The organism is Nitritalea sp. (assembly GCF_054166705.1).
Genome location: NZ_JBSZCV010000008.1, coordinates 644,108 through 656,484, shown reverse-complemented (window position 1 = coordinate 656,484; position 12,377 = coordinate 644,108). Strand labels below are relative to the sequence as shown.

Genomic DNA, 12,377 nt, shown 5'->3' with positions numbered 1-12,377 from the left:
CTTACTTTTATAACGCTGCTTTCCAGCCTTTAGTTTCGATTTCCTCGGCACTTTTTAGTACCGTTTGTTCTAATGCCGCCTTATACGCATCTAAGCGGGCGCCAAGTTCCTGATCATGAGCGCCTAAGATACTTGCCGCTAAAATACCGGCATTTTTCGCCCCGTTAAGGGCTACTGTGGCCACAGGAATTCCACCAGGCATCTGCAAAATCGACAAAATACTGTCCCAGCCGTCTATGCTATTCGAAGATTTTACAGGTACCCCGATTACCGGTAGACTGGTCATAGAAGCCACCATACCCGGTAAGTGCGCCGCACCTCCCGCACCGGCGATGATCACCCGAATCCCTCGCGAACGGGCAGAGCGGGCATACTCCACTAGGCGATCCGGCGTGCGATGTGCCGACACTACCGTCAACTCAAAATCTACCCCGATCTCTTCTAAAAATTTGGCCGCTTCGGCCATCACTGGCAAGTCGGACTGACTTCCCATAATGATTCCTACCTGCTTTGTCATGCTTGTATTTGTATTTTAGCCCGTATTTCGTCTGCCTTTGGCTTTAAAGCCTCCACATCATCCGCTAAGATGGTCATATGCCCCATCTTTCGGAAAGGCTTGGTGATTTTTTTTCCATATAGGTGTACATACACCCCCGGAACAGCCATCACCTCTTCCATGCCCGCCACGATCGCCTGCCCCTCGAAACCCGGCGCACCCAGTAGATTGACCATAGCTGCCGGGCAGCGCAAAGCGGTTTCCCCTAGGGGAAGTCCCATAATGGCTCGAAAATGCTGCTCAAACTGCGAGGTGAAATTACCCTCGATCGTGTGATGCCCGCTGTTATGGGGACGGGGCGCTACTTCATTGACCAGTAAACTGCCATCTTCAAGTAAAAACATCTCCACCGCTAGGATTCCCGTCATGCCCAAGGCATCGATGACTTGACGTGCCAGTGCCTGCGCTCGAGCTTCTACCTCCGCTGAAATCGGCGCTGGTGCATATAAATATTCGACCAAATTCGCAGTGGGATGAAAAGCACAAGCTACCGCAGGATAAGACTTTACCTCACCCGCCGTATTTTTAGCTACGATGACCGCTAACTCCAAGGTAAAAGGAACCAGTTTTTCCAAAAGCCCCGGCGCATCGAAAGCTTTGTCCCAATCCGCAGCAGTTCGAATAATCGACACCCCACGCCCATCGTAGCCGTCGCGGCCCAACTTATGCACAGCGGGAAGGAAATCCATATGCTGCTGCGCGTCCGCGCGATCCGCCGTTAAACGAAAAGGAGCAGTGGGAATACCATGCTCCTCATAAAAGGCCTTTTGAAGCCTTTTGTCTTGTATCAACTGAATCACTTCCGGCTCCGGATAAACTTCCTTGCCAGCCTCTTGGAGACGTTTTAAGGCAGCCGTATTCACTTTCTCGATTTCGATCGTGATCAAGTCACATTGCATACCGAACTGAAAAACTGTCTCCTCATCCAGCAGGTCCCCTTGAGTAAACTGGTGCGCTAAAGGGCGACAGGGAGCCGCTGCATCTGGATCTAATATATGAATAGTGGCGTTATACGAAATCGCTGATTGAATAAACATACGACCTAGCTGACCACCCCCTAGGATGCCAAGCGTCTTACTTATGGCTGTTTTTTTCACAAGCACTACTGTTTTGGTGTGAAACAAAATTACAGCAATAAATTTATTTTGTCAGCATCCTCGGAAAGATTACTAGACCGGTCGGCCACCAATTAACCGCAGCAAGACCGAAATAATGGCCAGTACCAGCAGCACATGAATAAGCGCTCCTAAACTATACACGAAAAAGCCTAAAATCCATCCTATCAGCAGGATTAAGGCTATCAAATACAATAATGAACTCATGGTTGTTGTCGTTTGGTTATGTACTACCTGAATCCAAAACTGTGCCAGCCCGAGTCCCTATTTCCTAAATAGCTGAAAATCAATCCAAGTTCCCACCGATACGCACCCCCATGAGCTCCATTAGCTTTTTTGCATTAAAACTTGGACAGGGACCCGTTTTCAGTGTGTAATCGAAGTCGATGGTACGCTCGCCTACCTCACTATGAAAACTGTAATTCACCACATACGAAAGCCGCCTTGCTAGCCCACTCAGCTCGATATCATGTGTAGAAATGATCCCCTGACAGCTTCCCTCACCGAGCTGCTGGATCAGCGCTGTACTCCCCATGATGCGGTCTTCTGTATTCGTCCCTTTCATGATTTCGTCCATAAGAAAAAACATCCTATCACCGGCAGCTAAACGCTCGATTAAGGTCCTGATACGCGCCATTTCCGCATAAAATGAACTTACACTTTCCGCTAAATTATCCGCATTTCGCATGCTCGTAAAGAGATAAAAATCCCCCAGCACCAGCCTTTTGGCCGAAGGCCGTAACCCCACCTGCACCAAGAGCACACTCAGACCCACTGTGCGCATAAATGTGGTCTTTCCCGACATATTCGCGCCCGTTAGCAGCATGATTTTTTGGCCAGGGCCAAAGGAAAAGTCATTGGCCACCGCTCGCTCGCGCGGCAGAAGGGGGTGACGCAAGCGCTCGGCTGTATAACGCGCCTCTGTGGTCTGCTCCACGCTGCCATCCAAGCCCTCCGCTACACTACTCAAGGCTAAATTCGCTAATACCTCTAACTCTAAAGCGGCCGCGCGCCAAGAAGGATAGGCCTTTCCATGCTGTTTAAACCACTGCGTATAGCGCCATAAATAGTAAAAATCCAACCAAGCGATAAAATTAAAAATGAGGTATACCAAGTTAAAACGCGACTCCAGCATAAAAACATTTTGCGAAATCCCGCGTATTCCAGCCGCAGTAGCTGCCTGCTGAAAAACTTGTACAAATGGCGTTAATGCAGGGTCTTGGTGGAGAGGTGACTGCCGAAAACGTGTAAAAAGTTGCTCCATGCGCCGCACCTGTCGACCGTCTGGAAGCGCATCGGAAACAGCCTTTAAGGTCTTAAAAACCAGTCCAAGCACGAAAAGTCCTCCTAAAATCCATAGGCTCAGATACAGCGCTGAAATCACCTGATACAGCACTAGAAAAAGAAGGGGAACACCGACGACAGGCCCGAGCACCATCGCTAGCCAGAAGCTGCCTTTCCAGCTGCCAGCAGGTAATTCGTTCGAGCGCTTAAGCGTTTCTTTCGGCTCATAGGTGGCGGCTGCCTGCGCGATTAAGTCCTGCAGTAGCTCTGGGTCCTGCCGAAGCACGTCCAGGGCGGCACGCCGTGCATCAGCCTGCTGGTCCATGGGCTGGGCTTGCGCCAAAAGAGATGCCAGACGCTCCTGCGCATCTGTATGCGGGCTGTAGTTTAAAAGCTGAAATAAAGAGTGCTCCCCGAAAACATCTAAATCCGAGGTGTAGGGATGCTTGGAATCCTTAAACACTTCACCAGAAGGATACCCGCTGAAGTCGCGGACTGCTTTTTGGCGCAAGCCCTCCGCTAAGCGCACGCGCTCCAGACAGTAGCGCTGGGCCTTTTCAGCCGCGGCTGTGCGCTGCACTAAATAAATAAAACCGCCTAAAAATAGAAAAAAAAGCAGACCATAGCTTGGATGCTCCGAAACTGCCAAAATGAGAAAAACAAGTAGGCCCGCAAACAAGGCGAGCCGCGCTAAGGAGAATAAAAAAACCAATCGCTTGATCTTTTCTTGTCGCTGCCGGAAATGTGCCTCCCGGGTCTCAAAAGGTAATGCCATGGACAAAAGTACATAAATCTGCCCAGCCTGCCAGCATCTGCCCGCCCTAAGAACCTTTTTAGGGAAGCAGGTCCATACGTACCCCCTAAGGGCCCCAAGATGCGTACAGCAACGTAAAGCTGGGCCTTTCGCCTAGATCTAATGGAACATTCCCGTGAAACATAAAGAAAGCGAACTGAAATGATTTTATGCAATATTGTTGCATTTTAAATTTTTCTCACGTATCTTTAGGCATCATTCAATTGTACTTCATTAGAATGATGGTGGTTGACAGCGAGACCTCGAACTTTTCGAGGTCTTCTTTTGTTTCGCTAAGCATGAAAAGATTCACAGCTTTCCTTTTTATTATTGGCTTCAGTGCCTTACTGTTAGGCTCCTTATCGGCCTCAGTCCTTAAGGAGGACATGTGGGCGCTTTTCGGAAAGACCCGTTTCATCGAAAAGCTAAACCGAGAGTATAATATGTACTTTCTCTACCCGAAGTTTCCGGATGAACTCATGGACTATGCAGGCAAGGAGGTTGAGGTAACAGGTTTTTACATTCCACTGGAAATGAATGATGCGAATATTGTCGTGATTTCTAAATTTCCGATGGCGGAATGTTTTTTTTGTGGAGGAGCTGGCCCTGAATCCGTGGTAGTGGGATATTTGGAAAAAAAACCATCCAGAAGGTTTAAAGTGGACGAAATAGTAACTGTAAAAGGCCGCTTACAATTGAATGAAGACGATATAGACGAACTCAACTTCATTCTAAAAAATGCCAGTATCTACAAAAAGTAAACGCGAAAAAAAACTTCCAGTCACCGTCTTAAGCGGCTTTTTAGGAGCAGGAAAGACGACCTTACTCAATCATGTGCTGCATAACAAGCAGGGCCTAAAAGTGGCGGTTATCGTAAACGATATGAGTGAGGTCAACATCGACGCGCAGCTAGTCGCGCGTGAAAACACCCTCTCTCGAACAGAAGAGAAGCTCGTGGAGATGAGTAATGGCTGCATCTGCTGCACGCTACGAGAAGATCTTATGGAGGAGGTAGAAAAACTAGCGCGAGAGGGGCGATTCGACTACCTATTAATCGAAAGTACGGGCATCTCCGAGCCCCTCCCCGTGGCACAAACTTTTAGCTTCGTAGATGAAGAAAAAGGCATCGACCTGAGCCGCTTCAGTCGCTTAGACTGCATGGTAACAGTGGTAGACGCCTTAAACTTCGCTAAAGATTTCGGAAGCGCAGCCACCCTTCATAGCAGCGGACTTAATGAAGACCCAGAGGATCAGCGTACGATCGTCAACTTGCTCACCGATCAGATAGAGTTCGCTGATGTCATTTTAGTAAATAAAATCGATCTCGTCTCGCCAGAAGATGCAGAGGAACTGCAAGCCATCATTCGCAGCCTAAACCCAAAAGCACGTATTTACCTGACTCAAAATAGTCAAATAGATCCCTCCGCGATCCTAAATACAGGACTTTTCGATTTTGAGACTGCCAGTGAAAGTGCCGCATGGCAGGAAGAACTGCGCCATGAGCACAGCCCAGAAACAGAAACCTATGGCATCAGCTCCTTTGTCTTTCGAGCGAAGCGGCCTTTCCATCCGACACGTTTCTGGAACTACCTCAGTGGGCAGTGGCCAGATACCATTATCCGAAGCAAGGGCCTTTTCTACCTCGCTTCACGTAAAGATGAGGCGATTTCTTGGTCACAAGCGGGAGGATCGCTGAAAGCTGAACCCGCAGGCGTTTGGTGGGCAAGTATGTCCTTCGGGGAACGCATGCAGCATCCCTCTTTCCTCAATTACCGGGATACAATCGAAGCGAAATGGGATAAAGAGCTAGGAGATCGCCAAAATGAGCTTGTCTTTATCGGGCAAGATATGGACGAAGGCCTGATTCGCTCAGAATTAAACGCTTGCTTACTTGACGATCGAGAGTTCGCTAATTTCCTATCTGGTGCAAAATTTGAAGATAACTGGCCGATCCCTCGTTTAAAACCGCATTAACATGAAGCCTCCCCGTAACAAAAAGACGTCAAAGCTGAAAAAAAGTACCACTCGCCCATCCCTTTCTGAAAAGGAAGAGCATGCAGAAAAAAAAACAAAGCAGGAAGAGCAAAAAACCTCTCCTGAGGTGGGCGCTAAGGACAAGCAAGCCGCATACGCGGCGAAGTGGCAGGCCCTAAAAGCGGCCGAAGCTGAAAAGGACGAAGACATCGAAGAGGAGAGTAGAGATTTCGGTGGCTTTCCTAGCGACATCTCACTGGGGCATAACTTGGGCTGTACCCCTGAACGTAAAAAAAGGCGAGACTAATGCTCGCCTTTTCTGTTTCGGTACCCTCATACAGGAAGGCCCTTTACTAATGACATGGCGCCGAGGCGCAAAACTTATATGCACGCCCTTTAGGCTCCTTTCGGATCCCCCGGCTTTCCTTCCGGATAGTAATGATGCACATCCTGCTGCGGGAATGGAATCTCGATGTCGTGGGCTTCGAAGGCCTCTTTTATCTCCTCCATCTTCTCCCAGTATACCGGCCAAAGATTTCCAGCATCGGTCCAGCAGCGTACTGAAAGGTCTAGGGAGCTATCGCCAAAGGTAGTGAAAAGTACTACCGGTGCCGGATCTTTATGCACGCGTTCGTCCTTTTCTAATAGCTCTAAAATAACGCGACGCGCCTTTTTCAAGTCAGTACCATAGGCGACCCCCACCGACATTTCCACACGGCGCGTAGGCTTATCGGAAAGGTTTACGATTTTATTATTCGCGAGTGCACCGTTCGGCACAGTCACCACCTTATTATCGAAATTCCGAATTTTTGTGTATAAAATGGCGATGCTTTCTACCGAGCCGAGTGTGCCCTGAGCATCGATGGTATCTCCCACACGGAAGGGTTTGAAGATAAGAATCAACACACCACCGGCAAAATTAGACAAGGAACCCTGAAGGGCTAAACCTACGGCCAAACCTGCAGCACCTAAAATGGCGACGAAAGAAGCCATCTGCATGCCTAAAGTGGTGGCTATACTAATCCCCAATAAAACGTACAAAAGCGCACTCAGCAAGCTCTTTAAAAAAGTGGCCAAAGAAGCATCAATCTCATACTTAGTAAAGGCATTTCCTAAGAGCTGGATCGCTAATTTTATCACATAGCGCCCGACAAGAAAGAGTAAAATGGCTTTCACTAAGGCAGGTCCCACATCTTTAAGGGCTAAATCAAGTAGTCGTTCTGTCAATTGGTCTAATTCCATGAAATAATTAAGTTTTTTTAAAATTACTTTTCCTTTCTATTTTATGCAAAGAACTTGCCACCTAAATGCCCAAAACCAGCGAATTTGTACCTTTTCGAAGCCCGCTTGCTGGCAGAGTGCATGCAGCTCGGCCTTTCGAAAGGCTCGGCACACCGACAGGGGAGCATCATTTTTTACCATGGGACTTCGGGAAAACAGGCGCGTTAGTAGCCCGATGCTGTAATAGGCAAAAGGATGCCGATGCAAATCATTTATCACCACCCCCAGCCGAACCTTTTCGTGTAATACACGAAGGAGAGCCACAAACTCCTCATCGTTCAAATGATGCGTAAACAGTGTACAGGTGGCCACGTCTGTCCCTTCGGCTAAAAAATCAGGAGCAAATACATTTTGATGAAAGATGCGAACATCCGGGAGATCGGCCAGATTTACCTGCGCCGCCGCCACTGTGGCCGCATTTGCATCCACTCCAGAAAATTGAAAGCGATCGAGGACCTTTTGGGCCCTGGCCCAGTTCCACATCACGCGCAGCATATCTCCACCCCCACAGCCGAGGTCGAGGACCCGGATTTTGCCCGTAGGGCGCTGCCGTAACCAGTAGCGCAGGCCAGAGGTCGTGACCTGATTTCCTCCGAGGAATTTATTGATCACCCGCAGCTCCCGTAGCGTTTGCTCCAGCACAGGACCGGAGGTTTGAAAGTCATCCATCCATTCTTTTTCATAGGAGCGGGTGCTGAAATCAGGCTTCATAGTGTAGGAGTAAGGTTTCTAAGGTGAGGCCAGGGCCAAAGCCCATCGCTAAAATCGGGCCATCCGGCTGCTGCTGCATCCAGCGCTCCAGCACGAAAAGGATCGTGGCCGAAGACATGTTGCCATGGGCAGCGAGAACGGCGTAAGAGGGCTCCAGTTGACTCCTGCCCACGGCGAAGGCCTCCGCCACCTTCGCCAGGATCTGCTTGCCCCCCGGGTGAATCGCGAAATTCGGAATCTTGTCCAGCGCATAGGTGGCCTGAAGGCGCCCTCGAAAGCGGTCGATGGCTCCAGAGAGCAGCTCGGGCACATACTTGGTCAGCTTCATCTCAAAACCAAAGTTGCCGATTTCCCAAGCCATGTCCTCCTCTCCAGCCCCCACCAGGGCACTATACTTTTGCGCCAGGCGGAGAGCTCCTTTTTTAGGTCTTTTGGGCACGATGAGTGCAGCCGCCGCACCATCTCCGAAAAGCGCATTAGCGAGGAGATTGTCCTCCGTAAAGGTTTTTTGGAAATGTAGCGTGCAGAGCTCCACACATACCAGAAGCACCTGCGCGTCTGGCTGTGTCTGACAGAGGGCGTCGGCAAGCTTCAAGCCATTAAATGCCGCATAGCAGCCCATGAACTGAATGCTATAGCGCTCCACATCGGGAGCTAGGCCAAGACGCTGCTGCAGGTCCACCTCCAATCCAGGCGCATACATGCCCGTGCAGCTGACGACCACTAGGTGGGTAATGGTGTTCGCCGCCACCTCCGCCTGTGCCAAACAGCGGCTGGCAGCATCCGCTCCAAGGAGGGGGGCATGCTGCCGATAGGCCGCCATGCGATCTACGGTCGAAGGAAAGGGTTCCAGGGCTTCATTAGGAGGAAAAAACTGGTAGCGCGTAGGGTCCTTTTCCTGAAAATCACGCAGCACACTCTGGCGCGAAAGAATTCCCGACTGGCGGTAGATGAAGCGCAGCTTGCGGGCATCATCTCCTGTCAGCTGGTGGGCCCGTTCCATAAAATCAGCGATGCGCTGCTGAGGAATATCCGCCCCTGGATTAGCCGAGCCTATGCTCGATATGTAGCTATTCATGCAGTAATTTACGCGTTATTTGGCTAACTTGGTTATGCCTATCAAACATCCTGCTTACATAAAAGTTATGCCCCCGATGACGCTTACCTTTAAATCCGCGGACTGGAAGCACCTCCGCATTCCTTTTTCCTACTATCTGCTTCCCGTGTTCCTTTTTGCACTGGCTTTCGTGCCCGAACTGGACCCGAACCGCTTCGCACTGGTATTCATTAGTTTACACTTATTTTTATACCCTTCCAGTAATGGCTATAACTCCTACTTCGATAAAGACGAAGGCAGCATCGGAGGGCTACGGACCCCGCCGAAGGTCACCAAAGGACTTTACACACTTTCTTTACTCTTTTTTGCGGCCGCCCTCTTGCTGGGGCTGGCGGTGAGCTTTACCTTCACCCTGCTGATGCTCGTATACGGTTTAGTCTCCATGGCTTATTCGCACCCTAGCATCCGCCTAAAAAAATATCCTTTTGGGAGCTGGCTCGTCGCAGGTATCTTCCAAGGCTACCTGACCTTTATCATGAGCCTGAGCGGGCTCGGGGCTGGAGGACTGGAGCTGCTTTTCCTCCCTGAATATGCCCTTCCGGGCCTACTGACCACCTTCGTACTCATGGGCTCTTACCCCCTTACGCAGGTGTACCAGCACGAAGAGGATGCGCGCCGTGGCGATCAAACGCTCAGCCTGCTACTAGGAAAAAAAGGCACCTTCCGCTTCTCTGCTGTCTGGTTTCTGCTTTCTGGTCTGGCCTTTGCGGGATATTTTTTGGCCACAGGCCAAAACTGGGCAATACTCGGGTTTTTCGTCTTTTTAAGTCCGCTACTGCTGTTTTTCGGCTATTGGATGCGAAAAGTATGGCAAAACCCCGTGCGCTACTGCGATTATACGCATGCCATGTGGATGAATAGACTGTCCGCTACTGCGCTCAACTTGTTTTTTGCCTGGTACTGGCTGGAAAGTGGAGAAAATCTCCAGCTTTTTGCCCTGATTCATTAATTTTGTACCCATGGGAGAAAAAAAATGCCCCCACTGCGGGGAATGGTCCGCCTGGAACGGAGACATGCGCGACGCCTGCGAGCACTGCGGGAAACCGCTGGGTGGACGCGACTTAGACTACCAAGAAAAACGAGATGCCGACACGAAACGCAACGAAGAACAGTGGATTTTTTACATCAAAGAAAGTGATTCCGAGGCGGTAAAAATGGCCAAGCATGTCGGAAATTTCTTCTACACCATTTACATGGGCATCATCACCTTTATCGCTTGGCTGATCGCTGTACTGCCAGGATGAGACTTCGTTTAAGGAACTAAATTCCCGGGCCATGGATACGCACAAAAACGCGATCAGTACCTTTCATGTATGGTTAAACCCTTACTTTTGGGTTCCGGCATTGCTGTTTTGGATCAACCAATACCTCGAACGGGGGCTTGAAATTCATCTGCCCTATGTGCACGCTTATGGAGATGACCTGCTCGCCATGCCGGTCGTTTTTGGCCTTACCTTACAGGTGTACCGCTGGTTTCATCCGCTTCGGGAGGCTTTTATTTTCACACCCATCCAGCTCCTCGTCGGCCTCCTCTACTTTTCCCTGCTCTTCGAAGTCCTGCTGCCCCGCTATTCAAGCACCTACACCGCCGACCCGTGGGATGTGCTCTGCTATACCCTCGGCACGCTTTACTTTTATTACCTGCTAAACCGGCCGGCCTGCTCCTCCTAAGTGCTTTTCCTTTGGCGCTCCCGCGCAAAATAAACAAAGCAAACCTGCCCGATCGGAATAGAATATGGAAGCATTCCTGTCCAGGCCTAAAACCAAGTTTCCTGCACCCAAAATGTACGCTGCTCTAGTGCTGTAAACGTATAATTCCCCTCATGATCCAGCACCAGCTGCACCGGCTTTTCCGCCTTGAGTTTCATCACCGGCAGTCCTGGCCGGGTTAATTCCAGATAAAGTTCAGTCTCAGGGATGACTGTTACACGCCCCGGTATGCGCCACTTTTTCCACTGCCCGCTCTGTACGGGCGTAAATTTCTGATCTCCCTGAAAGAGCAGCTGCTGCACCCCTAGCTGTGCGGTGAAGTCTAGGACACTTTGGCGCAGCGCGCCAAAATCCCCGAAAACATGTACTGCCTCATGCTTGGAAGCTTTCAAGTAATGGAGCGCGGTGGGATAAGCCGTCTCCGGCTGGACATGTAGAAATTTTAAGGGGTAGTGCGCCCGCAGGAGTTCCGTCTCCCGTGCCGCGAACTCCTCCGACACCAGAGCCACATCGATTTTAATGCCCCAGGAAGCCACCTTCTCGAGCACAGCCTCCGCCACCATGACCGTGGGCGCCCACTCCAGCAGCGCCCCCAGCGCCTCTGCATCCACTCCCGCTAAATCGAGCAGCAGCAGTGCCGGCTCCTGTTGTTCTTTTACAAAATGATGACTTGACATGTGCGTTTCGTTTAAACCTCAATAGCTAATATCTACCCCGCGCTAATCACGCAAAAGGCCTGCCTCCACAACCTGACGCTGGCGCCGAAAGAAAGTCGCCGCGTTTTGATAAGCGATCTGGGGCAAATACGCACTGGGCAGGTATTGTGCCAATTTCTCCAGCAGGCTCGGGTAACAGCGGGCGTTTTTTACATTCGGGAAGTAAAAAGGGTGGCGAGAGGGATCCGGAAAGTTTTTTGTATAAAAATAATCCGCCCCGAAGCAGATAGCTTCCCGGCCAAAACGCTCCACACCATGTACAATATGGGCGAATATCCGCTCAGGATTTTCAGTATCCAAGAAGGCACGTAGAAAGTTGATCCCGATTATACCTCCACGCTGCACCACCTCCTGCGCGAATTCATCGGAGATATTCCGCTTATGTGGCCATACTGTCCGGAAGTTCGAGTGAGAGGCTAAAATCGGCAGCTTTAATCCTGCCTTTTCGAGGTGCTCTAAAATGCCCTCCGCGAGCAGGTCAGAGGTATGCGAAAGGTCGATCGGGATGTGTAACTCTGCCATAGCCTCCAGCAGCCGCTGCCCATCGGGTTTAAGACCGACGCCCTCCGTGTAATTTCCCCCGCCAAATCGATTTTCGGTATGATGGGTAAGTGAGAGATAGGCTAGACCACCCACCGCCTGATGAATGGCTCTTAGCCGGTGTAAAGCCTGCGGCAAAGGAGTGTTCTCTTCCGCCAGCCCCGCAGCATTTTCAATCGCCGCCAGCGCGCCGATACCCGGATAAGCGCTCAGCTCCTCTAGCCTGTTCGCCTCCATCGGGTACACCTGATCCGCATAGGCTGATAAAAGATGCTGGTAAGCGGCCACCTGACGGTCTGCCAGCGCCATACTTCCCGGACGTACATCGGTATAAATCGCAAAAACCTGTAGCTGCACACCTCCCGCCTGCAGATGGGGCAGCGCACAAGCGATATCATCCGCCTTCATCGGGTCGGCCTGGGGCACTACAGCTAAATAGGACAGGAGATCACAGTGGGTATCCACTATGGGAAATGATGTTGACATAGGGGTCTGGATAATTTTATGGCAAAAATCCGGGTGTTTTTTAATACTTTTACCGATTAATTCGGTTATACGCACAGCAGCTTTCCCGTGTTTT

The 12,377-nt window shown here is 50.4% G+C and carries 15 protein-coding genes; 6 read left to right on the top strand and 9 right to left on the bottom strand.

The window, feature by feature from the left end; all coding sequences use genetic code 11:
* Nucleotides 1–7: 7 nt before the first annotated feature.
* From purE to ACXIT9_RS06775, 4 genes are all read right to left on the bottom strand, one after another.
* Nucleotides 8–517 carry a 5-(carboxyamino)imidazole ribonucleotide mutase gene (gene purE, locus ACXIT9_RS06790; RefSeq protein ID WP_458055469.1) on the bottom strand — a complete coding sequence of 170 codons (510 nt, stop codon included), beginning with the start codon at nucleotides 515–517 and terminating at the stop codon, nucleotides 8–10.
* Complete coding sequence (locus ACXIT9_RS06785; RefSeq protein ID WP_458055468.1) at nucleotides 514–1,653, bottom strand: 5-(carboxyamino)imidazole ribonucleotide synthase; 1,140 nt, start codon at nucleotides 1,651–1,653, stop codon at nucleotides 514–516. The genes purE and ACXIT9_RS06785 overlap by 4 nt, the downstream gene beginning before the upstream one ends.
* Before the next feature lie 72 nt (nucleotides 1,654–1,725).
* Entirely contained in the window at nucleotides 1,726–1,878 is a 153-nt protein-coding gene (locus ACXIT9_RS06780) for a lmo0937 family membrane protein (protein ID WP_156810172.1), read from the bottom strand.
* Nucleotides 1,879–1,957: 79 nt separating this feature from the next.
* Complete coding sequence (locus tag ACXIT9_RS06775; protein WP_458055467.1) at nucleotides 1,958–3,730, bottom strand: MutS-related protein; 1,773 nt, start codon at nucleotides 3,728–3,730, stop codon at nucleotides 1,958–1,960.
* 317 nt (nucleotides 3,731–4,047) lie between these two features.
* Here ACXIT9_RS06775 and ACXIT9_RS06770 point away from each other — a divergent pair, with 317 nt between their 5' ends.
* Genes ACXIT9_RS06770 through ACXIT9_RS06760 form a run of 3 tightly spaced genes read left to right on the top strand, consistent with a single transcriptional unit; the run spans nucleotide 4,048 to nucleotide 6,029 of the window.
* Entirely contained in the window at nucleotides 4,048–4,509 is a 462-nt protein-coding gene (locus ACXIT9_RS06770) for a hypothetical protein (protein WP_458055466.1), read from the top strand.
* Nucleotides 4,487–5,722 carry a GTP-binding protein gene (locus tag ACXIT9_RS06765; RefSeq protein ID WP_458055465.1) on the top strand — a complete coding sequence of 412 codons (1,236 nt, stop codon included), beginning with the start codon at nucleotides 4,487–4,489 and terminating at the stop codon, nucleotides 5,720–5,722. Before ACXIT9_RS06770 ends, ACXIT9_RS06765 begins: the two co-directional genes overlap by 23 nt.
* A 1-nt stretch (nucleotide 5,723) precedes the next feature.
* Nucleotides 5,724–6,029 (top strand): hypothetical protein, encoded by a 306-nt coding sequence (locus ACXIT9_RS06760; RefSeq protein WP_458055464.1) that lies wholly within the window; start codon nucleotides 5,724–5,726, stop codon nucleotides 6,027–6,029.
* Nucleotides 6,030–6,118: 89 nt separating this feature from the next.
* Here ACXIT9_RS06760 and ACXIT9_RS06755 read toward each other — a convergent pair whose 3' ends face one another.
* Genes ACXIT9_RS06755 through ACXIT9_RS06745 form a run of 3 tightly spaced genes read right to left on the bottom strand, consistent with a single transcriptional unit; the run spans nucleotide 6,119 to nucleotide 8,792 of the window.
* Entirely contained in the window at nucleotides 6,119–6,964 is an 846-nt protein-coding gene (locus ACXIT9_RS06755; RefSeq protein WP_458055463.1) for a mechanosensitive ion channel family protein, read from the bottom strand.
* Between the two features lie 36 nt (nucleotides 6,965–7,000).
* Nucleotides 7,001–7,714: a methyltransferase domain-containing protein gene (locus ACXIT9_RS06750; RefSeq protein WP_458055462.1), complete on the bottom strand. Its 714-nt coding sequence runs from the start codon at nucleotides 7,712–7,714 to the stop codon at nucleotides 7,001–7,003.
* Nucleotides 7,704–8,792, bottom strand: coding sequence for a type III polyketide synthase (locus ACXIT9_RS06745; protein WP_458055461.1), 1,089 nt, complete (start codon nucleotides 8,790–8,792; stop codon nucleotides 7,704–7,706). Before ACXIT9_RS06745 ends, ACXIT9_RS06750 begins: the two co-directional genes overlap by 11 nt.
* Nucleotides 8,793–8,826: 34 nt before the next feature.
* Between ACXIT9_RS06745 and ACXIT9_RS06740 the strand changes: the two genes are divergently transcribed.
* From ACXIT9_RS06740 to ACXIT9_RS06730, 3 genes are read left to right on the top strand one after another with little or no spacing between them, the layout of a single operon-like run.
* A complete protein-coding gene (locus ACXIT9_RS06740; RefSeq protein ID WP_458055460.1) occupies nucleotides 8,827–9,780 on the top strand; it encodes a UbiA family prenyltransferase in 954 nt (317 codons plus the stop codon).
* Between the two features lie 10 nt (nucleotides 9,781–9,790).
* Nucleotides 9,791–10,075 carry a hypothetical protein gene (locus ACXIT9_RS06735; RefSeq protein ID WP_458055459.1) on the top strand — a complete coding sequence of 95 codons (285 nt, stop codon included), beginning with the start codon at nucleotides 9,791–9,793 and terminating at the stop codon, nucleotides 10,073–10,075.
* A 31-nt stretch (nucleotides 10,076–10,106) separates the two neighbouring features.
* A complete protein-coding gene (locus ACXIT9_RS06730; protein ID WP_458055458.1) occupies nucleotides 10,107–10,502 on the top strand; it encodes a magnesium citrate secondary transporter in 396 nt (131 codons plus the stop codon).
* Nucleotides 10,503–10,588: 86 nt separating this feature from the next.
* Here ACXIT9_RS06730 and ACXIT9_RS06725 read toward each other — a convergent pair whose 3' ends face one another.
* Both ACXIT9_RS06725 and ACXIT9_RS06720 read right to left on the bottom strand, forming a co-directional pair.
* A complete protein-coding gene (locus tag ACXIT9_RS06725) occupies nucleotides 10,589–11,218 on the bottom strand; it encodes a thiamine pyrophosphokinase (protein WP_458055457.1) in 630 nt (209 codons plus the stop codon).
* A 42-nt stretch (nucleotides 11,219–11,260) separates the two neighbouring features.
* Entirely contained in the window at nucleotides 11,261–12,283 is a 1,023-nt protein-coding gene (locus ACXIT9_RS06720; RefSeq protein WP_458055456.1) for a dipeptidase, read from the bottom strand.
* Nucleotides 12,284–12,377 lie beyond the last annotated feature (94 nt).

What these genes read in the sequence shown, in the direction of transcription:
- ACXIT9_RS06740 (WP_458055460.1), top strand. Translation starts at nt 8,827, where the DNA reads ATGCCTATCAAACATCCTGCTTACATAAAAGTTATGCCCCCGATGACG.
- ACXIT9_RS06770 (WP_458055466.1), top strand. Translation starts at nt 4,048, where the DNA reads ATGAAAAGATTCACAGCTTTCCTTTTTATTATTGGCTTCAGTGCCTTA.
- ACXIT9_RS06755 (WP_458055463.1), bottom strand. Translation starts at nt 6,964, where the DNA reads ATGGAATTAGACCAATTGACAGAACGACTACTTGATTTAGCCCTTAAA.
- ACXIT9_RS06735 (WP_458055459.1), top strand. Translation starts at nt 9,791, where the DNA reads ATGGGAGAAAAAAAATGCCCCCACTGCGGGGAATGGTCCGCCTGGAAC.
- ACXIT9_RS06780 (WP_156810172.1), bottom strand. Translation starts at nt 1,878, where the DNA reads ATGAGTTCATTATTGTATTTGATAGCCTTAATCCTGCTGATAGGATGG.
- ACXIT9_RS06765 (WP_458055465.1), top strand. Translation starts at nt 4,487, where the DNA reads ATGCCAGTATCTACAAAAAGTAAACGCGAAAAAAAACTTCCAGTCACC.
- ACXIT9_RS06775 (WP_458055467.1), bottom strand. Translation starts at nt 3,730, where the DNA reads ATGGCATTACCTTTTGAGACCCGGGAGGCACATTTCCGGCAGCGACAA.
- ACXIT9_RS06745 (WP_458055461.1), bottom strand. Translation starts at nt 8,792, where the DNA reads ATGAATAGCTACATATCGAGCATAGGCTCGGCTAATCCAGGGGCGGAT.
- ACXIT9_RS06730 (WP_458055458.1), top strand. Translation starts at nt 10,107, where the DNA reads ATGGATACGCACAAAAACGCGATCAGTACCTTTCATGTATGGTTAAAC.
- purE (WP_458055469.1), bottom strand. Translation starts at nt 517, where the DNA reads ATGACAAAGCAGGTAGGAATCATTATGGGAAGTCAGTCCGACTTGCCA.
- ACXIT9_RS06720 (WP_458055456.1), bottom strand. Translation starts at nt 12,283, where the DNA reads ATGTCAACATCATTTCCCATAGTGGATACCCACTGTGATCTCCTGTCC.
- ACXIT9_RS06760 (WP_458055464.1), top strand. Translation starts at nt 5,724, where the DNA reads ATGAAGCCTCCCCGTAACAAAAAGACGTCAAAGCTGAAAAAAAGTACC.
- ACXIT9_RS06725 (WP_458055457.1), bottom strand. Translation starts at nt 11,218, where the DNA reads ATGTCAAGTCATCATTTTGTAAAAGAACAACAGGAGCCGGCACTGCTG.
- ACXIT9_RS06750 (WP_458055462.1), bottom strand. Translation starts at nt 7,714, where the DNA reads ATGAAGCCTGATTTCAGCACCCGCTCCTATGAAAAAGAATGGATGGAT.